12 protein-coding genes and 1 pseudogene are annotated in these 20,009 nt (G+C 68.0%); 7 read left to right on the top strand and 6 right to left on the bottom strand.

Annotated elements, in window-relative coordinates; genetic code table 11:
• The first annotated feature begins 145 nt into the window (after positions 1-145).
• Positions 146-649, top strand: coding sequence for a DUF6233 domain-containing protein (locus tag BUE44_RS34220; protein WP_073502929.1), 504 nt, complete (start codon positions 146-148; stop codon positions 647-649).
• Positions 650-664: 15 nt separating this feature from the next.
• Here the strand turns inward: BUE44_RS34220 and BUE44_RS34215 are convergent, their stop codons facing one another.
• Together BUE44_RS34215 and BUE44_RS34210 are read right to left on the bottom strand one after the other, a co-directional pair.
• Entirely contained in the window at positions 665-1,057 is a 393-nt protein-coding gene (locus tag BUE44_RS34215; RefSeq protein ID WP_073502928.1) for a hypothetical protein, read from the bottom strand.
• Between the two features lie 79 nt (positions 1,058-1,136).
• Positions 1,137-1,559, bottom strand: coding sequence for a hypothetical protein (locus tag BUE44_RS34210; protein WP_073502927.1), 423 nt, complete (start codon positions 1,557-1,559; stop codon positions 1,137-1,139).
• Between the two features lie 158 nt (positions 1,560-1,717).
• Between BUE44_RS34210 and BUE44_RS34205 the strand changes: the two genes are divergently transcribed.
• A complete protein-coding gene (locus tag BUE44_RS34205; protein WP_235002747.1) occupies positions 1,718-2,914 on the top strand; it encodes an ISAs1 family transposase in 1,197 nt (398 codons plus the stop codon).
• A complete protein-coding gene (locus tag BUE44_RS34200) occupies positions 2,911-3,438 on the top strand; it encodes a hypothetical protein (RefSeq protein ID WP_073502925.1) in 528 nt (175 codons plus the stop codon). Before BUE44_RS34205 ends, BUE44_RS34200 begins: the two co-directional genes overlap by 4 nt.
• Before the next feature lie 639 nt (positions 3,439-4,077).
• Here BUE44_RS34200 and BUE44_RS34195 read toward each other — a convergent pair.
• Both BUE44_RS34195 and BUE44_RS34190 read right to left on the bottom strand, forming a co-directional pair.
• On the bottom strand, positions 4,078-4,428 hold the full coding sequence (locus BUE44_RS34195; RefSeq protein ID WP_073502924.1) for an Imm8 family immunity protein: 351 nt from the start codon (positions 4,426-4,428) through the stop codon (positions 4,078-4,080).
• Positions 4,425-10,754, bottom strand: a complete 6,330-nt coding sequence (locus tag BUE44_RS34190; RefSeq protein ID WP_073502923.1) for an RHS repeat-associated core domain-containing protein — start codon at positions 10,752-10,754, stop codon at positions 4,425-4,427. The genes BUE44_RS34195 and BUE44_RS34190 overlap by 4 nt, the downstream gene beginning before the upstream one ends.
• A 471-nt stretch (positions 10,755-11,225) precedes the next feature.
• On the opposite strand from BUE44_RS34190, the gene BUE44_RS34185 reads away from it, so the two are divergent.
• Positions 11,226-14,912, top strand: coding sequence for a hypothetical protein (locus BUE44_RS34185; protein WP_143172652.1), 3,687 nt, complete (start codon positions 11,226-11,228; stop codon positions 14,910-14,912).
• Between the two features lie 241 nt (positions 14,913-15,153).
• The gene (locus BUE44_RS39070; RefSeq protein WP_073502921.1) at positions 15,154-17,259 is read left to right on the top strand and encodes a hypothetical protein; all 2,106 of its coding nucleotides are present in this window, start codon (positions 15,154-15,156) and stop codon (positions 17,257-17,259) included.
• Here BUE44_RS39070 and BUE44_RS38170 read toward each other — a convergent pair.
• Both BUE44_RS38170 and BUE44_RS34175 read right to left on the bottom strand, forming a co-directional pair.
• Complete coding sequence (locus BUE44_RS38170; protein WP_200804618.1) at positions 17,244-17,477, bottom strand: hypothetical protein; 234 nt, start codon at positions 17,475-17,477, stop codon at positions 17,244-17,246. The genes BUE44_RS39070 and BUE44_RS38170 overlap by 16 nt on opposite strands.
• A gap of 56 nt (positions 17,478-17,533) precedes the next feature.
• A pseudogene (locus tag BUE44_RS34175) lies at positions 17,534-17,919 on the bottom strand (transposase); the annotation flags it as partial.
• A 319-nt stretch (positions 17,920-18,238) separates the two neighbouring features.
• On the opposite strand from BUE44_RS34175, the gene BUE44_RS34170 reads away from it, so the two are divergent.
• Together BUE44_RS34170 and BUE44_RS34165 are read left to right on the top strand one after the other, a co-directional pair.
• A complete protein-coding gene (locus BUE44_RS34170) occupies positions 18,239-19,489 on the top strand; it encodes an IS256 family transposase (RefSeq protein ID WP_107415942.1) in 1,251 nt (416 codons plus the stop codon).
• Entirely contained in the window at positions 19,486-19,953 is a 468-nt protein-coding gene (locus tag BUE44_RS34165) for a hypothetical protein (protein ID WP_073502920.1), read from the top strand. The genes BUE44_RS34170 and BUE44_RS34165 overlap by 4 nt, the downstream gene beginning before the upstream one ends.
• Positions 19,954-20,009 lie beyond the last annotated feature (56 nt).

Below are 20,009 nucleotides of genomic sequence, written 5' to 3'. Positions count from 1 at the left end.
CGCCGCTTTCCGCCGTTCCACGGCCTTGACCTGCGGTAGTGATGTCAGTGATGTCGGTAGTGATGTCCGTGGAACGCGGCCTGGATGGGGCGGCGGGGGCTGTTCCCCCGTGGAATCGAACGGGGAATCGAACTAGGTTGGAGGGGTGAGCGGCGACCAGGACGAGGAGCACGGCGTGGGGCAGCCGGCTGGGCTGCCGCGGGCCGACGGGCCGCTGGTCGACGTGATCCTCCCCGACGGCCAGCACCTGTACGCCGTGGTCAAAGCCCGCGTCAGGGAACCGGACGGCTGGTGGTACGACCTGCAGATTCACGTCCCCCACCAGAGCAGCGAGCACGGCCGGCTCCTGGCCCTCCCGGCCGCCGTGGACTTCCGCGCCCCCGCCGCCCTGTGCACGCCCGTCGACGGCCAGCCCTACGACCACGTCCCCACGATGCGGCCCGGGGTCACCCCGGCCTGGAAGGTCGAAGAGAAGGTCTACTTCGGTCCGGAGCGGGGGCCCGCTCGCATCGTGCACCGCGGCGACTGCCGCGCCGCTCGCGACCTCGCCCGGCCGGCGAGCACCGAGCAGGCCCGCACCGTCCTCGATCGCGACGCCGCGGCGTGCGAGGTGTGCCGGCCGGACCGGCCGCTGCGGAGTGCGGCGTAGGCCTGCCCGACGCCGTCACTCCGGGAAGTCGCCCTCTTCGACCATGCGGAGCATCTGCGCGCGGAGCTCTGCCAGCTTCACCGGGTCGTCCGCGACCTCCGCCGTCACCACCATGCAGCCCATGCTGGGATCCCCCTCCACGACCTCCACGACCTGGTGGTCCGTGCGGCCGGTAGCCGCCATCGTCAGGACCGTCGCGAGCTCGCGGCGCACATCGTCGGTGAACAGCTCTTCGTTGACGTCGAATCCCGTCCCGTCGAAGCCGGCCTCCGACGCCTTCTTGAACCCCTTCAGCGCATCGGCCAGGACGCCGAACTTCTCCGGCTCCATCCGCAGCCGCAGCGTCTCCAGGTACATCGCGCTCAGCGCACCCGCGTCCGGCCGATCCGTGCTGTCCTCATCGCTCATCCGCCCACCCTTCCCCCCGGCGCCGCAGCACGTCCAGACCCGCGCACACCGGGCCTCGCCAGCGCATGAGGCGCCGGCCTCAGCGGCGCGGCCGGTAGCCGGGCCGCTGCGGCGGTGCCCCCGCGGTGCCGCCGCAGCCCTTCTTCTTCGCCTTCGGCTTCGGGGCCTCCCGCCCGAGCTCGCCGACCCGGCGCTTGAGCTCCTCAAGCCGTGCCTGCCACCCCGGGCTGATGACGAACTCCTGCTCCTGGCCGTGCTCCTGGTCCTGCCCGGCGTCGCCGGCGACGTCGAACGCCAGCTGCTCGTACAGCTCCGCGGCGCTCTCCTGGTCGGTCGACGAGGGCTTGCCGCGCCGGGCGGACCTTCCCGCCTCGCCCCTCGTGGGCTCGGCACCGGATGAACAGAACCCGGGCGTCGACGACTTCCGTCCCAGCTCCGCCGCCAGTCGCGGGCGGCACGGAGGCCGCCGGAAACCGGCCGGCCCCGGCCGAAGGAGTTCCACGACGCCGCGAACGCCCAGGGCTCGTGCAAGTTCCGTGGTTGTGCGGGTGGTTGGGGCGGACAGCAGAGCAGGCACGGACTGAGTGATCATTTGGGTGTCTAAGCCTGATGATCACGAGGTTGCCCGTGCCTGCCGCTGTATCTTCTCCCATCCCCGCCGTGCTGGCGAAGTTGGGTCTCCTTGACGCTGATCAGGTCGCTGACCTGCGAACCTTCCTCGAATCGGTGCCCGATCCGCGCTCAAGGCGGGGCCGCTGGTACTCGCTGACGGCGATCCTGCTGGTGTGTGCCTGCGCGGCGGTCTCCGGGGCGAGGAGCATCGACGAACTCGCCGAGTGGGGTGAGCGCGCCCCGAACTCACTGCTGGTGGTCATCGGTATCCGCCGTCATCCGCTCGGCTGGCGGCGCACACCGTCACGGACCACGATCGGCCGGGTGCTGGAGGCCGTCGACGGGGACGCCCTGGACCAAGCGGTGGGCGCCTACCTCGCCGACCGGCACCACACAGCCACCAGGCCGCCCGGCCCGTCCGGTCCCGGGCAGCGGCCCGTGATCGCCGTCGACGGCAAGGCACTCAAGGGCTCGGCCCGCCTCGCCGCAAGGCGCAGGCACCTGCTCTCCGCGGTCACCCACCACCGAGCCGTGACCCTCGCCCAGACCGAGGTCGGCGCGAAGACGAACGAGACCACCCACTTCCGGCCCCTGCTCGAGCCCCTCGACCTGACCGGCACCCTCGTCACCTTCGACGCCCTGCACTCGGTCCAGGCGAACGTCGCCTGGCTGGTCGAGATCAAGAAGGCCCACTACCTGGCAGTGATCAAGACCAACCAGCCGACCGCCCACCGCCAACTCGCCGCACTGCCCTGGCAGGACATCGCCGTCCAGCACACCGCCACCACGAAGGGACACGGCCACCGTGAATCCCGCTCTATCAAGACCTGCGGCATCGCGGACGAACTCGGCGGCATCGCCTTCCCCCACGCCCGACTGGCCATCCGCGTCCACCGCCGTCGCACACAGACCGGCCACCGGCAGACACGGGAGACGGTCTACGCCGTCACCAGCCTCGACGCCCATCAGACAGCCCCGGCCGAACTGGCCGGCGCAGTCCGAGGGCACTGGTCCGTGGAGGCCCTGCACCATCTCAGAGACGTCACCTTCGCCGAGGACGCCTCCACCGTCCACACCGGAACCGCACCCCGCGCCATGGCGACCTTCCGCAACCTCGCCATCGGCCTGCTGAAAACCCTCGGTGCCAACAACATCGCCAAGACCACACGGGCGATCCGCGACCAACCAGAGCGAGCGCTCCCACTCCTGGGCATCACCAACAACCCGGAACCCCAAGGAACTTGATCAAGCCCTGGCGTGAACCCTCCCTCCGCACTGAGCGCGAGGCTGCGGAGCAGGCCGAGCGCGAGGCGGCCACACAAAGACGCAAAGCCGAACAGGACGCCCAAATCAAGGCGCAGGAAGCACGCGCCGTTGCTGCCGAGCGAAAGGCCGCCGTCCGAGCCGCCCGAGTCGGGGACGCCAGACAGAAGGATGTGTTCTACGTCGTGACGGGCACAGACCGGGTGACCGGCAAGCCGGGGGTGAAGTTCGGCATCACCAACGGGGACGGAGAGATCCGGCTCTCGCGGCACGCCCGCGATGGCTACAACACTCGACACCGGCTCTTCACTGGCCTTCCCGAGGGGGTCGCCCGGGAGGCGGAGAAGGGGATGTTGGCGCGCCTAAAGGAGGCAGGCCACCGGCCACTGCACGGGCGCGAGTACTACCCGCAGACCGCCTTTGGACTGATTCTGGACTCGCTCGATGGGGACCTGACCCCTGCTGCCGCCTCCGTGGACAGGGAAGTCAAGGCACTGACCGGCTGACGGCGCGCACCAACGACAAGAGTGCCAGGGGACTCCCGGCAAAGTGCGGGGGTACCCGCGAACCGGATTTCTGGAGCTGCCCTCCCGCCAACCGCGCAAGGCCCGCGGTGGCCACAAGGGGTGGACTGCGAGGGAGCCCCCGATGCTCCGTGGGGCTAACACGGAACTCACGATCGGATGTCCGGACAGGACTCCCCAGGTGCCGGCGTGGTGCGAACCATGCCAGCGCCTCGACGAAGGCCATGTCGCCGGGGCTAATACTCCAGTGAGAGTTCTCCGTATGTCCTGGTCAGCGGCCTGGTGGCGGTGAGTGTAGCCGGGCGGCTGCGGGGCCGGAGGCGGTCTCGCGGGGAGGTCGCACGAACGTGTGCCCGCGCCGTTTGTAGTGGCAGCGGCGTGCACATCTCTATCGCCTGGAGAGATTCCGTGTGCGGTTCTCCGCCCGTGGCTACGAGACCGAGTTGAGTGAGCTTTTGCACTTTGATTTTCTGGCTCGCCAAATTAGGTCATGGAAGGTCTCAGGCGATGGGTAGTCAAAAGTCGAGGTGGGAACGCAAATGCTGGGGTTTGCGCATGCTTATTGCGCAAACCCCAGCGTAAGGCCGCGTTTCTACGCCACCCTATCGAAGTTCGGAATTTCTACAGGTAGTCCTCAAATTCTGCGATGCCCAACCGTGCAAGGTGGGCGGTGAGCTTTGACCACGTTTCCGCTTCGCTCCGCTCAATGCGTGTCGTGAGAACTCTCAAAATGTGCTGTACGTCTGTTGAGTTGACGATCACGAGCGATCTGCCCATGATGACATCCTCGGACTCAAGGCGCCGCTCCAAGTGTCGCGGAGTGCACACGACGAATTGGAGTGACTCCTCTCCCTCCGAATCTACGGGCCCGATCAATGCCTGCAACAAGAAGGAGAAATCTCGTGGGTCAGCCGGATTGAAGTCGGAAAGGTCAATATCCGGGCTGATGAAATGACGGACTGCAGCCTTCACGGCATGTCCGTGATGTCGACGTGCGCATCCGCCTGCCATTGACCTTCGGGCTTGGTGCGCCACTCGAGATTAGCCTGGTACCCCGGGCCGCCGTACTGCTCCGGCCGGTTGGGCTTGAAAGACGGGGGTCGGTACTGTCGGAGGCCGTCCTTGCTGATCATGGTCCGCCCATCGCTAGCCAGTCTGTATCCCGACCCTACCCAAGATTCGCCCAGTTTCGCTGCTTCTTCGCGAGTGGCGCTGCCGATCCCGGAAAAGCCCTTTTGCTTGGCAGCATCACTCAGCATCCTGGCCAACTGCATATCCCTAGTGACTTCATCTGCCGCGTGAGCTGCCTTTGCTGCGTCCTCCGCGTCCTTTAGTGCGCGTGCTGCCTTGGCCGCGTCTTCCGCACCCTTCAACTCACCTGCGCCTGGCACGAAGGTCATGCCGAAGAGGGCGCAGCCGACGACGGAGCCCTTGCCACATGCTTCAGCATCATCGAGGCCGAGCGCGGCGGCGACGAATTTGCCGACGGTTCCGGGTTGGTACTTGTGGTAAATAAGGTGGATCTGGCGGTGCTCATCGGTCGGGGCGTGTTCGTGCTCAACGGCCCAGCGGGAGTAGACGGTGCGCACCTGGGTTACGCTGCCGCCTTCGCCGATCATGCCCCCCCAGTGGTGGACCTCAATGTAGTTCCACCCGCCGCCACTCTGGACCCATCCGCTTCCCTGCATGCCGTTGTTTGCGTAGTACTCGGCATCTTCGGTAGCGCTGTCTGTGGGGCCCAGCGGACGGAGTCCTGAGGGGTCGGATTGGGTGACGGGGTTGTCGCCGGCGTAGGTGTAACCGCCGATCTGGTTGGGGTCGGTGGCTTCGAGGATGGGGTCGGCTGAGATGAAGCGGCCGAGGGTGGGGTCGTATTCGCGGGCGCCGAGGTTGGTCAGGCCTGTGGTCGGGTCGGTGGTTCCGCCGACGAGGCCCTTGTCGTCGTGCCAGATGGTTGGCTTGTTGCCGCGGGGCGCGCCGTATGGGGCGATGAGGCGGAAGGTCGGGGTCTGGGCGGTGTTGTCCAGGCCGATCGTGCCGGTGCCTTGGTCGTTGTTGAGGACGAAGCCGTAGTTGGTGGTGGCGCCGAAGCGTTCGGCGACGCTTCCGTCGGGCAGGGGGATGGTGCGGTAGCCGGTCGTGGTGCCGCTGGTCGAGGTGAGTTCCTGGCCGGGCAGGAACAGGGTCATGGCACCGGACGGGTCGGTGCGGAGGAGCTGGTTGCCGTCGGCGTCGTAGATGTAGCTGGTGGGGTTGCTCTGCCCGTTGGCGGTGAGTGAGGCCAGGTGGCCTTCGCCGTCCCAGGCCATGCCGGCACCGGGGGTGGTGGTGGTGTTGCCGACTGCGTCGTTGACGTATGTGGCGGTCGGGTTGGTCGTGCCGTCGGGGTTGGTGACCTGCAGGGAGGTCAGGGTGTCGGGTTGCTTGGTGTGGTCGGCGGGCTGGCCGTAGGTGTAGGCGGTGTTGGTGTCGCCTGCTCCTGCGGTGGTGCCGTGCTCGGTCTGGGTTTGGCGGTTGCCGTCGGCGTCGAAGGTCCAGCTGGTCCAGTAGGCGTCGGGGCCTCCGACGGTGGCGGTGCCGCTCGTGGTGGAGGGAGCTCCTGCGCAGGCGTCGGTTGCTGTCCAGGCATCGGCCATGCGGCCGAGGAGGTTGTAGCTGTAGCACTGGGTGTCGGCGAGGGTGGACGTGCCGGTTCCGGTGGCACGCGTGTCGGTGATGCGGGTGATGTTGCCGAACAGGTCCCGCTTGTATTGCGTGTCGTCGACGGTGAACGCGTCGCTGGCGCGCGTGGAGGTGGCCTCGGTCAGTGCGCCGGTGTGTTCGTCGTACTGGTAAGTGAGGACGTTGCTGTTGGTGAGCTTGCCGAGGTTAGTCTGTGCGACGCGGCTGTAGGCGTCGTAGGTGGTGGTGGCGTTGTAGGTGGACAGACCTCCGGTGGAGGTGGGCAGGCCCATGAGGTTGTAGCCGGTGCTGACGGTTTCCTGCGGGAGGGTGCCGCCGGCCGGGTAGGTCGTGGAGTTCGGGAGCTTGATGTTGGTCGTGTAGGTGTTGGCGTAGGTGAACGTCGTCGCGCCGAAGGCGGTGAGTGTCGAGGGCAGGGTGACTGAGCTGCCTGTCGGCATGCCCAGGACGTTGTATCCCGTGGTCGCCTGGGTGTACTTGCCTGCGGTGGCACCGCTGCCGCCGACGTAGCGACTTGCTGCGGTCAGGTGCCCAATGCTGTTGGCAACGTTCGGATCGTCGTAGGTCCAGTCCGCCAGTTTCGTGGCGCTGTCGTCCGGCCCGTCGAACTCGCCGGTCTTACGGCCCAGGATGTCGTAGTCGTAGGTAAGCGACTTGTGGTTGGCGTCAGTGGTGGTCTTGAGCTGTCCGGCCCCGTCGTACGTCATGACGCTGGTACCGGTGTCCGGATCTGTCTGCCGGGTGGTCTGGCCGAGCAGGTTGTAGACGTACGTGCGCTTGTTGCCGCCAGGGTCGGTCAGCGAGTCGATGTTGCCGTGGTCGCCGGCCTGGTCGTACACGGATGTCGTGGTCTTGGGGTTGCCTCCGGTGACGCGGTCTCCGGTCACGGTCGGCGCGGTCGTGTACTTGTCGACCTCGGTGGTGCGGCCGCGCGCGTCGACGACAGTGGTGGTGGGGGTACCACCGGTCGGCGGGAGGACGGTGGTGCGATCACCGCCGTAGACGGTCTTGGTTTGGGAGACGACGGCGGCCTTGTCCTTGGAGACGTCCAGGACTGGGCGGCCGAGCCCGTCGAAGGTGATGACGTCCTGGTCGGTGACCTGCGGGTCGATCGCCGAGAACAGGGCCGTGGTCGGCGTCGCCGAGCCGTCCCAGTAGGCGTCGTTGGTCTTCCAGGCCCAGCCTCGGGTGTCGTAGTAAGTGTCCGTGAGCAGGCGTCCGCCCGCCGGGGTCTGGGACTGGGTCTGCCGCGGCCGCAGCAGCGAGTCGAACAGGGCCGTGCTCGTGGTATAGGAGCCGTCCTCGTTCAACTGCTTGGTGATGATCGCCGCCGGGATGTTGGCGCCGATGGCGTACCCGTAGGTGGTGTTCGCGCTCTGGGTGGCTTTCGCCCGGCCCGGAAGCCACACGGCGGTCTTGCGGCCGAGACCATCATAGGCAGTGTCGGTCTCTGCCCCGTTCGGGTCCACGACTGCGGTCGGCAGGCCGCGCGTCGGATCGACGGTCGTGGTCGCCTTCTGTCCCTTGGCATTGGTATCGGCCGTACTCGTGGTCTGGCCGGCCGCAGTGGTGTAGTCGGTGTGGGTCTTGTTGCCCAGCGGGTCCCAGCTGTCCGTCGGTCGGCCGTATCCGCTCTCGTAAGCGGTAGCGGAGGTGACCTGGTAGGTGAACGCACCGGCGGCGTAGTCGGTGGCCTGCTCGGTGACGGTGGCCTGGCCGATAGTCGGGGCGGCCTGCGGGAATGCCAGAGGCGTGGTGGGCAGGGCGGTGGGGTTGGTGTCGTAGAAGGTGCGGGTGTCGGAGATGACCGCGCCGGGGCGACTGATCCCCGTGGGATAGCCCAGCCCGTCAGAGGTCGTGGTGTCTCCGGTGGCGCAAGCGCCCTGGTCGGTCTCGACCTCGGCAGCGAACCCGACCAGGTTCAGGCTGGTGTTGCTGGGCGCGTAGGTGGTGCTGGTGCAGGTCTCCTGGGCGGGGACGCTGATGTCGCCCTTGTCGTCGGTGTACCGCAGCAGGCCACTGATCTTGTCGTAAGAACTGGTGGACTGGGTGGTACGCCACGTGGTGGTCGCTCCGGAGGTGACCGCACTCGTGCTGATGGTCGTCGTGGGGCGCACCATGGTGGCGGTCAGCGCGGGCAGGCCGTCGCGGGCGCGGGTGGCGGTGGCGGTGCTGATCCAGTACGAGTTGACCGTGGCGGAAGCGACCGGTCCGCCGTCGCCGTTGTACGTCACGGTTTCGCGGACCTTGCCGGCGAGCTGGTCGGAGTCGGTGACGCTCGTCGCGCTGCCGGGGACGGTGACCGCTGTCGACAGTTGGACGGTGGCCGAGCGCTTCCCACTGTTGGGCAGGGTGTCGCCGTCCATGCCCAGGTAGTAGCTGGTGTCGGTCAGGGTCTTGGCGTCCGAGCCGCTACCCACGCGGGTCTTGACCTCGGGGTATCCGCGCCACTGACCCCAGGTGCGGTACTTGGACTTGACGACCTCGTTGTCGTCGTAGTGCCAGCCGGGGGTGCCCAGGTACTCGTAGTTCGTGGTGACCGTCGGCGCGCCGCCGGTTGCGTCGTTGTCACCGATGGTGGAGACGACGTACTTGTTGAACCAGTCCCGGATGGGGTCGGGCTGGCCTGTGGGGGTCCAGTAGACCGGGAAGCATCGTCCTGCGTTGGTCGAGGGGTCGCTCGGGGTGGCGCAGGAGGCGGAGGAGTAGGCAACGGAGATCTGTTCGCCGGTCTCGGTGGTGATGCCGGAGATGCGGTAGCGGACCAGGTCCACATAGCCGTTGCCGGTGTCGTACCGGTTGATGAGCTTGATGCCGGTGAAGGTCACCGGCGGCAGCGTCACGGCCGTGCCGGTATTGCCTGTGTGAGTGATCGAGTCCAGCCACAGCGTGGCCTTCGAGTTGTCGCCCGGGTCGGGGAACGACTGGCCCAGGGCGTAGGTGTCGATCGCCGGGTAGGTCTGGGACGTGGAGTTGTAGATCCCGGTGGTGATCGTGGTGATGCGGCGCTCGGTCCAGAACGAGGGGCCGTGGTTCGCGCACGAGGCTCCGGAGTCGCAGTTCAGGTTGAACGGGACGTCCGGCCAGTTCGCCGTGTGGCTCGCGATCGGGTCGCAGGTGCTGGCGGCCCCGATGCAGCGGTCGGCGGTGGCGAAGGTGACGCGCTGGGGTGCGGTGGTGTTGCCGTTGCCCAGGCCGTAGTCGATGTGGTCGAGGTAGCCGCCACGGGTGTAGGAGACGCCGGTGGTGCCGTTGTTGGCACCGTAGTAGTTGGTCTCCTTGTTGTAGTGGTAGACCACCGCGTTGCCATGCAGGTCGATGACCTCGTCGAGGTTCCACTGCCAGGCCTGCTGGCACGATGCGCTGGCGAAGGTGGCGTTGTAGCACGGGTCGCCGGAGTGGGCTCCGTAAACCGGGACAGTCCAGGCGGAGTTGGTCGTGCCGTACGACGGGATGGAGTTTCGGCCGAAGTAGTACGTGACGCCGTCGGGCGTGGTGATCTTCCAGTAGTCGCCGTCGTAGGTGCCGTTCTGGGTCGCCGACTGCGTGGCGATCAGCTGGACCTTCTCGCCCTGGTCATCGGTCATCCGCCACTTGGTGGGGCTGGTGTCGTCCTGCACGATGTCGCCGGAGTGCCCGGCGAAGGAAACGTGCAGGATCTGCCCGGCCCAGCACAGATCCGAGGTCTTCGGCGCCGCGCCGGTGGTGGCCGGGTCGTCGGAGCAGGTCATGTAGGAGCGGGAGACCGATCCGGGTTCCATGCTCCAGCCGTCGCCGATCTGGCCGGCCTGGTTGTCGGTGGATGCCAGCCGGCCGTCCACGGACTGTGAGTCGTAGCTCAGCGACAGGCTCGGCGTCAGACCACCTGCGGCAGGCGGGATCGTGATCGGGTAGGCGTAGGTGAAGTCACCGCTGCTGCCGCCGGCCGACCACGACCCCGACGGAGAAAGCGGGGTGGCGGAGTAGTCTCCGGCGCCACCGGACTTCGCCAGAGCCGTCAGCGCCACCACGACAGGGCCCGTGCCAACCCGCTGGGCGTTGACCGTGCCGCGGGCGGCGGGCTGGGGGAGGTTCACCGTGGCGGTGACCTGGGAGGTGGCCGGGTTGTTGCGGCTGGCCAGCGGCGTCTGCTTCTGGCAGGCCTGGTTCTGCGGCGTGGTCAGCGCGCAGGCGGGCAGCTGCACGAGCTGCAGATCGTTCGACCAGGTGCCGCCGAAGGCGTCCTTGAAGGTCGAGTAGTCCACGGCGACCGACATGGGTCCGCCGTGCGCGGTGGGGTCCGGGGTCAGCGTGAGCAGGAGGCCGTTGATGCCCGCCTTCACCGCGGAGGCGTGGTCGCGTATCTCAGCGCGGACCTTCCCTACTGCGACGGGCGCGGACGCGGTCCGGGCTGGCGCGTGTGGCTGGGAAACAGCGCCGACCATGACGGGCAGCTTGCCGGCGCGGGTCAACGCGAGTGCGGACTTGCTGCGCGTGGTGGTCGCCGCAGCGGCGGTGGGCACGGTCACGGTGGCGGTGCCCGCAGCGGGCCAGGCGGTCGCGGAGGGCTTGTAGTGGTTGCCGGAGGTCTGGTCCTTCAGCGTGATGCGGTGGCCTGCCACCTTGTGCACCGGCACCGAGGCCACCTTTGGCGCCTTCGGTATGTGCCGCGACGCGGCGCTTGCTTGCACCGGACTGATGGCGCCGGCCGCCACGACAGCCAGCGACACGACACCGATGGTGGTGGCTATGCGCCCGCGCAGCGCGGGTCTCTTCCTTGTGCGACGGCCGTAGCGGCCGTCCCCGTACCCGGGCATGGGTCTCCCTTTAACGATCAGATGAGCTTTCGCACTCTAGGCTGTCGCTCACTGTTCCCAGAAGGGGAGTTGGGGCACCGCAGCAATTTTGCGAATCCTTTGCTGTATTTACGCAATGATTCACCCTTGGAGACAGCTTCTTCACAACTACGCGCGCACGAGCAGCCTTTGTGTCCGCATATGCCCTTTTTACTTATGCTGGTTTGCGGGAGTCGAGCTCCATCGGCCCCCTCCAGAGACAGGTAAGCCGTGTACAAACCCCACTTCCAGGTGCGACGCACAGTCAGCGGCGTGCTGCCACGAGCCGTGTCCGGCACGGCGGTCGCAGCCCTGCTGCTCGCCGCCGGCGCCACCACGATGGCTCTTCCGGCCACGCCGGCCCAGGCCTCATCCGCGCCCGCAGGCGCCGCGCAGCCGGCAGCGGCCGCTGCTGCGATCGCACAGGCCAAGGAAACCGGCCGCAGCGTGGACATCCAGGCCCTGACGACGCCGAACACCACTGTGAAGGCCAATCCCGACGGCACGCTGACGCTGGACCAGTCGCTCTATCCGACCCGGGTGAAGGCAGCCGACGGCACCTGGATGGCGGTCGACACCACGCTGCACGCCTCCGCGGACGGCACCGTGGTTCCTGCCGCCACCCCGTCGGGCATCGCCTTCTCCGGCGGCGGCAGCGGACCGCTGGCGACCTTGACCTCCTACGGCCGACAGATGGCCATCTCCTGGCCCTCCGCCTTGCCCACGCCCGACCTTTCGGGCAGCACCGCCACCTACCCCGACGTCCTTCCCGACGTGGACCTGGCCGTCACCGCCACCCCCCTCGGCGGTTTCGACGAAGTGCTGATCGTCAAGACCGCCGCAGCTGCTGACAATCCGCAGCTGACCGAGCTGAAACTGCCCACCAGCGCCCAGGGCCTGGAGCTCGCCGCAGACGCCGATGGAAGCCTGACCGCGAGCGACTCCACCGGACGGGTCTTCTTCAACGCCCCCAGCGCGACCATGTGGGACTCCAGCAGCCCCGCCTCCGTGCAGACGGCCCGCACCCTGCGGAAGACTGCCACCGCGAAAGACGCACCCGTCGCGCCGGACAATCCCGTCCCGACCACGGCCGACGGCCCCGGCACGGGAGCGCAGACCGCCGACGTCCCCGCGACGATCAGCGGCGGCCAGATATCCCTGACGCCGGACGCCTCCCTCCTGCGGGGCGACTCCACGCACTACCCCGTCTACATCGACCCGTCCTGGAACCCGAACGTCACCTCGGGAGCCAGGCTCGCCTACGACGAGGTCCAGGAGGGCTGCTCCAGCAAGAACGCCCTCAACTCCACGACCTCCCCGTATGACACCCCCGGTGTCGGGCTGAACGACTTCAGCGGCTGCACCGGCCGGGAACGCGCCTACTACCAGTTCAAGGTCGACACCCGGCTGTGGAACAACACCACGACGCCCGTCACCATCGTCTCCGCGACGATGAAGGCCGTCGAGGTCTACTCCGCGTCGTGCTCGGTGACCGGAAACGTCCGCGCCTACCTCACCGGCGCCATCGACGAGTCGACCACCTGGCACAACCAGCCGGGCGACCCGGCCCAGTCGACCTTGGAGGACACGACCTCCTTCGGGCCGGCCTGCACCTCCAATCCCTCCGGCGGCTTCGACGTCTCCGACGCCTTCGGGAAGGCCTCGACCGGACACTGGTCGGTGGCCGCCTTCATGCTGGCAGCCGGGGACGAGAGCAACGACCTGGCCTTCAAGCGCTTCGCCAACAACCCGACAGTGACCGTCACGTACGACACCACCCCGCGGGTCACCTCGATGACCACTAGCCCGCCCACACCCTGCACCGGCGGCGTCATCGGCAACACCGCGATCACCCTCCACTCGGCGGTCAACGACCCGGACAAGGGCAGCCCGGTCTACGCCAACTTCGCGCTCAAAAACTCGGCAGGTGCCGTGATCAAGTCCGCGAACCAGCAGGGCCCGGTCACCGGATCCGGCACCTTGTCGTGGAATATCGGCAGCCTCGTCAACGGGAAGTACACCTGGACCGCCGCGGCAACCGACCTGAAGTACGCATCCGCGGCGAGCACCTGCTCCTTCACCGTGGACTCCACCGCCCCCGGCGCCCCTGCAGTCACCTCAGCCGCGTACCCCAATGACGGGGACGCGGATCCCCGCGTCGGCGCGGGCGACTTCGTCTTCACCCATGCGGCGGATTCCAGCGACACTGTCCGATACGCCTACAACTGGGGCAGCCGCCCGCCGACCGTGAACCCCCCGAACTGGGTCGACGCCGTCAACGGAAACGCCACCAAGAGCCTCACGCCGACTGGTCTGCACAACATCCTCTTCGTCGTGGCGATGGACGCAGCCGGCAACCAATCCCCCGCGACCACCTACGTGTTCGACCTCAAGCCGCTGACTTCGGAAGCGCCGGGAGACCTCACGGGCGACGGCGTTCCTGATTTCATCACCCCCGGAAGTGAGGGCTCCCTCCACCTCTACCCCGGCACGACCACCGGCCAGCTCGGAGGTCTGTTCCCCCTCACCAAGGGCATCGACTTCACCAACGCACTCCTGGCCGTCGGCGACGTCAACCAAGACAAGTTCTCGCCAGGAGTTCTGGCCCGTCGCAACAACGGCAACCTGTACTTCTACCCCGGCAACGGCGACACCGAGCCCCTGAGCATGGATGAGTCATCCCCGATCGCGCTACCGGAGGGGGCATCCTTCACTTGGGCTGATGTCACCCACATCACCGTGGCCAGCGGCACCTACGGGCTGGTACCGGGAGACATCGACGGAGACGGCAACGGCCCCGACGAATTCGCCACCACGAGCGACGGCACTCTTTGGTTCATACCAGCTACGTCGATTCCGGCCAATGCGGGCGGTCCCGTACAGCTCGCCACCGGCTGGCAAGGCAAGACCATCCTCGCCGCGGGCCCCTACCAGGGCAGCGAAGCCCTCTGGGCGCGCAACGACGCCACCGGCGAACTCGACCTTTACCGCGGCGGTCCCGCCGCGGGCGGCGGGTACATCATCCCGGCCTCCGTGAACAGCACCAAGATCGTCGCCTCGACCGCAGGCATGAGCGCCACGACCTACCCCCAACTGTTCGCCGCGCCGGCCGCCAAGGCCGATGGGGCACCTGGCCTGTGGGCGCAGAACACCAGCACGCCCGCCCCCAAGATCACTTTCTACCCCGGTACCTCATCCGGCACCCTCGGGACCCCCAGCGCAGCGCAGACCCTCGCCGTCATCGGTGCGAGCGCCCACGCCGACACCATCGGCACCTACCGACCGGGCGACCAGACTTTCAACCTGCGCAATTCCAACAACGGTGGAGACGACTTCTCCTTCTCCTACGGAGCCAGCGGCGACCTCCCGGTCCACGGTGACTGGAACGGTGACACGGTTGACACCGTCGGCGCCTTCAACTCGACCACTCACGTCTTCACGCTGCGCAACAGCAACAGCCCGGGCGATGCCACGCTCACCATCAGCTACGGAAGTGCCGGAGACATCCCCGTCACCGGGGACTGGAACCACGACGGCATCGACACCATCGGTGTGTGGCGTCCCAGCGACCACACCTTCTATCTCCGCAATAGCAACACCACCGGCTCCGCCGACATCTCCTTCGTCTTCGGTGGCACAGGAGATGTTCCTCTGACCGGGGACTGGAACGGTGACCGCACCGACACGATCGGCGTCTACCGCCCCAGCAACGACACCTTCTATGAGCGCAACAGCAACACCGCAGGCGGAAACGACGCCCAGTTCATCTTCGGCAGCCCCAACGATCAGCCGATCGTGGGCGACTGGAGCGGCCACGGCACCGACACCATCGGCGTCTGGCGCCCCAGCGAGCTGAAGTTCTACCTGCACAACGCCAACGCCTCCGGCGTAGGCGACTCGTCCTTCCCGTACGGCGCCCCCGGAGACCTCCCCATCGCCGGCGACTGGAGCGGACGCTAAAACCCGGAGCGGTTGGGGTCGGCGCCGCAATGGCCCAAGCCCCAACCGCTCAAAGGCTCGACGCAGCGACAGTGCGCCCGACAGCTCAAGGGCCGCCGCTGCTCCTTCTCTTGGTGGCCTCGGGTCAGCGCTGCTGGACCGAGGCCCCCCGGGGGCGCAGTGTTCGAGCCGACGTACCCTCTCACCTGTGATGACGGCGTGCCCGCTCCATCACCCGCCCTCCCGAAGGATCCACCGCCCCGTGAACAAGCACCTTCGCCGCGCCGTCCTGATGAGCGCCGTCATGGCCTCGCCCGCCGTCCTCCTGCCCACCGCCGCCTACGCGAGTACGACTCCGGCGGTGCCGCTGGTCGGACTCGACGTGCCCGGCGCCGGGGTCACGGTCGGCGGCCCGACAGTGCCGATCGACGTCAGCGTCGACCAGGCCACCGGCGCGGACGCCTTCCTGCGCATCCTCTTCGTCGGCGCCGCGCAGAATCTGCGGGTCAGCGACGACTCCGGCACCGACCTGCCGATCGTGCCCATCGCCGGCATGCCGAACGAAGCGACCATCGACATCGGCGCGGCCGACACCGACGGCGACGGCATACCCGGCGCTCCACTGGTCAACGGCACCACCCACCTGCACGTGGCCGCGATCGGGCACTCGGACCACGCGGTGGAGGACATCTTCCAACTCAACGCTGCCGCCGTCGACGGGGCCACCGGCCAGCCGATCGGCCACAGCCAGCCCAAGACCGCCGACCTGCGGTCCTTCGAGCCCTTCACGAAGACCTCCTACGGACCCGCCGGCTCGGGCTCGTCGCAGTTCACTGGCGCGAGCATCGTGGGCGGGCCCGAGACCACGACCCTGGTCCTGAGCAGCCGTGCCGAACCGTCCTTCACCCGCATGGTCTTCCCCGCCGACCAGCTCGCCGCCGCCGGCTACACCCCGGCACAGTTCGCGGCCGCCGTGCAGGTCAGCTTCTTCCTCAACGACGGCCCGCTGACCGTCCTGCCCTGGTCCACCCAGGACGACGGCTCCCTGGTCCTGCAGACGCCCGTATCGGCCACCCCCGCCCCCAACGCGTCCGACAAGTTCGAGCAGCTGCGGTTCCACACCCCGTGGGACTTCCCCGCCGGCCGGCTCACCACCCAACTGTTCCGGTTGGCGCCCGACAACACGGTCCTGGGCGCCGACACCCAGACCCTCCAGTTCGAACGCGGCCGGGTCCCGATCACCTACCACCCCCTGGCTGCGACGCGCGTGCTGGACACCCGCAATCGCATCGGCGTCACCGGCACCACCGCCATCGCACCCGGCGCCACCCTCGCCCTGAACCTCGCCGGCACCCACGGCGTCGCGGCCAACGCCACCGCCGTCGTCCTCAACGTCACCGCCACCGCGCCCAGCGCCCCCGGCGTGCTGTCCGTCCACGCCCACGGCTGGCTCGTCGGTGCCGGCTCCAACCTCAACTGGACCCGCGGCCAGACCATCGCCAACCAGGTCGTCGTCCCCCTGCAAAACGGGAAGGCCGACTTCGTCAACCACAGCAACGGCACCGTCCACATCGTCGCCGACCTGCAGGGCTACTACGCCGCAACCACCCCCCTCGCCTCCGGCTACACCGCCACCACCCCCACCCGCATCCTCGACACCCGCAACCGCGTCGGCACCCCCCTGACCACCCCCGTCCCCGCCGGCGGCAGCGTCATCCTCACCGTCCCCGGCCTGGACCCCCACACCACCGCCGTCACCCTCAACCTCACCGCAACCGGCCCAACCGCCGCAGGATTCGCCACTGTCTACCCCCACGGACACACCGAACCCACCGCCTCCAGCCTCAACTGGACCCGCGGCCAGACCATCGCCAACCTCGTCACCGTCCCCGTGACCGACGGCCGCATCGTCCTGCACAACCACAGCTCCGGCGCCGTCCACCTCATCGCCGACCTCCAGGGCACCTACACCACCGACCCCGACGCCCCCGACTTCATCCCCACCGAACCCACCCGCCTGCTCGACACCCGCAACCACACCGGCGTCACCACCACCACACCCCTGGCCCCCGGCGCCAGCGTCACCCTGCCCGTCTCCCGACTCGGCTTCGACGACGCCACCCAGACCCTGCGCCCCCTGACCGCGATCGTCCTCAACCTCACCGCCACCGCCCCCACCGCATCCGGATTCCTGTCCGCCCACCCCACCGGGGCCACCACCAACGCCTCCAACCTCAACTGGACCCGCGGCCAGACCATCCCCAACCTCGCCGTCACCCCCGTCACCAACGGCACCATCACCCTCACCAACCACAGCACCGGCACCGTCCACCTCATCGCCGACGCCTACGGCTACTTCACCCACTGACCCTCCCCGCACCCCCACAAGTCGAGCTCGATGCAGTCGATGTCGGTGAACTCCACCTCCAGGCCCTGGGCGCGGCGGCCGCAGTCCTTGAAGTAGTCCTCCTGCAGGGCTCCGACAGCGATGCGCCGCAGCTGCTGCTCAGTGGACGAGGAGCTGAGGGACCAGCGACAACCCCCGCAAGCTGCTGACCACAGTCGTTCAGCAGGCTCAGCAGGCACTGCAACGTGCTGGCAATGACAGCGGTTTCAGCCTGAGTGATGATGTCGCATCGGCGATCGGGCAGCTCTTCGCCTTTGCGGCGGCGGTGGGGCATCACGAGTCCAGTGCCCCGATAGCCGCCGTCGGCGATGGTCATGGTCGTGCCGACGGCGGCCTTGGCGCCGAATTCCTCCCATGCCTTGCAGTCATTGCGGTTGCCCGGCAGGGGACGGCCGATCACCACGATGAGCCGGCTGTCGGCGTCGATGACGACCTGGTGGTTCGTGGAGTACCGGTAGTTTTGGACTGCTCGGCGATGGTGTGGTCGCGGGTGGGCACCAGCGTGCCGTCCACGATGAGCACGGTGTCTTTACCGAACCGCTTGCGTGGCTGGAGCGCGAGCGATGGGCCGAGGTGGTCGATGATCCGGTCGGCCGCGGACTTCGAGATACCGAAGAGCGGGCCCGGCGGCCCGGACGGCGACATCGCGATCCGGCCGCCGGTCGCGGCGGTGTTCTACACGACCGGTCGCAGGCGGGAGGCGCCGGAGGCGATGTGCTGGCGTGCGGCGCGGGCGAACGTGGACTGCCCCGGTGTGGCGATGACGTCCTTGGTTCGTACCCGGGCCTTCTTGCCCGAGCGGGTGGTGCGGCGGGCGATGGAGCAATGCTCAGGACTTGTGGATCGGTGCGGGGAGGGACGCGGAGGGCGTACCTTCCCGAATGATCCGTAAGGTCTCCGAGTAGGCCCGCGTTGCAGCGCGGGTCGGGAAGGCACGCCCGTGCTCAGCGTAGTCACCGACGAGGGCTCCACCCAGTCCGGCTCCCTGATCGACGACATCGTCCGAGAGGGCGCCCGCCGTATGCTGGCCGCCGCGCTGGAGGCGGAAGTCAACCAGTACATAGCCGAGTTGGTCGCCGAGACCGACGAGCACGGCCGACGTCTCGTGGTCCGAAACGGCCACCACCGGCCCCGCACCGTGGTCACCGCGGCCGGCCCGGTCGAGGTCACCGTGCCCCGCGTCAACGACCGCCGGGTTGATGAGGCCACCGGCGAACGCAAACGGTTCTCCTCCAAGATCCTGGCCCCGTGGTGCCGCAAGTCCCCGAAGATCTCCGAGGTTCTGCCGCTGCTCTACTTGCACGGACTGTCCTCCGGCGACTTCGTGCCCGCCCTGGAACAGTTCCTCGGCGGCACCGCCGGCCTGTCACCGGCCACCGTCACCCGGCTGACCAAGCAGTGGAGCGACGACCACGCCGCCTTCCAGACCCGGGACCTGTCCCACCGCGACTTCGTCTACGTCTGGGCCGACGGCGTTCACCCGAAGGTCCGACTCGGGCAGGCGCACTCGTGCGTCCTGGTCCTGCTCGGGGTCCGGCTGGACGGTTCCAAGGAGCTGATCGCGCTGGCCGAGGGCCTGCGCGAATCCACAGAGTCGTGGGCCGACCTGCTGCGCGACTGCCGCCGACGCGGCATGCGCGACCCCGAGCTGGTCATCGGCGACGGTGCCATGGGCCTGTGGCGGGCGCTCGCCGAGGTGTTCCCGGCCGCGAGGCCGCAGAGATGCTGGGTTCACAAATCCCGCAACGTCACCAACTGCCTCCCCAAGTCCGCGCAGCCCGGCGCCACGAAGGCCATGCAGGAGATCTACAACGCCGAGGACCGCGGCCATGCCGAGAAAGCGATCGCGGCATTCGCGAAGACCTACGGAGCGAAGTTCCCCAAGGCCGTCGCGAAGATCACCGACGACCGGGACGAGCTGCTCGCGTTCTACGACTTTCCCGCCGAGCACTGGATCCACCTGCGGACCACCAACCCGATCGAGTCGACGTTCTCCACGGTCAAGCTCCGCACCAAGGTCACCCGCGGTGCCGGCAGCCCGGCGGCCGCACTGTCCATGGTGTTCAAGCTGGTCGAATCCGCCCAGGCCCGATGGCGCGCCATCACCGGAGCCCACCTCGTCGCCTTGGTCCGCGCCGGTGCCAGGTTCGAGAACGGCGTCCTGGCCGAGCGCGAGAAGCAAGCCGCATGAACGTCCACGACATCCCGCAGAACGCGGACGAGCACGTCCGCTTCGCGGCCTACCTCGACAAACTGCAACTGGTCGCTGATGTGGACGAGGTCGACTTGGTCCGCCGCGTGCTCACCGATCCGGACCAGACGATGGCCCGGTCCGCCGTGCTGCGGCACCTTGACCGCCGAGCCGCCGCCTTCCACGCCGGCCCCGCCTACGAGGGGTGGGCACGGGCGATGACCCAGGCAACGATCGACCACCCCTTCCTGGCTCAGCGCCTGCGGGAGTGGTCCCTCTTCCGCGCCGTCACGCTTAAGCTGCCCTGGCAGCCGGACGACCTGCTCGCGTCATCCAACTGGCTCCAGCTCAAGACCGCCGCCGGGACAAACACCGAGGCCATCGAAATCCTCGCCGAAGCCGGCCGCACCAAGCGGATCCGGAACACCGCCAAGACCAGCCTCAACCACCGCAGCGAGAGCTGAAATCAGCTCACCCACAACTCTTGACCATTGCTCCGCTCCTGCTGTGGAAACGACTC

Source organism: Actinacidiphila paucisporea, assembly GCF_900142575.1.
Lineage (GTDB): Bacteria > Actinomycetota > Actinomycetes > Streptomycetales > Streptomycetaceae > Actinacidiphila > Actinacidiphila paucisporea.
This window is presented reverse-complemented; position numbering and strand designations above follow the sequence as displayed.

What these genes read in the sequence shown, in the direction of transcription:
- BUE44_RS34215 (WP_073502928.1), bottom strand. Translation starts at nt 1,057, where the DNA reads ATGAGCGATGAGGACAGCACGGATCGGCCGGACGCGGGTGCGCTGAGC.
- BUE44_RS34165 (WP_073502920.1), top strand. Translation starts at nt 19,486, where the DNA reads ATGAACGTCCACGACATCCCGCAGAACGCGGACGAGCACGTCCGCTTC.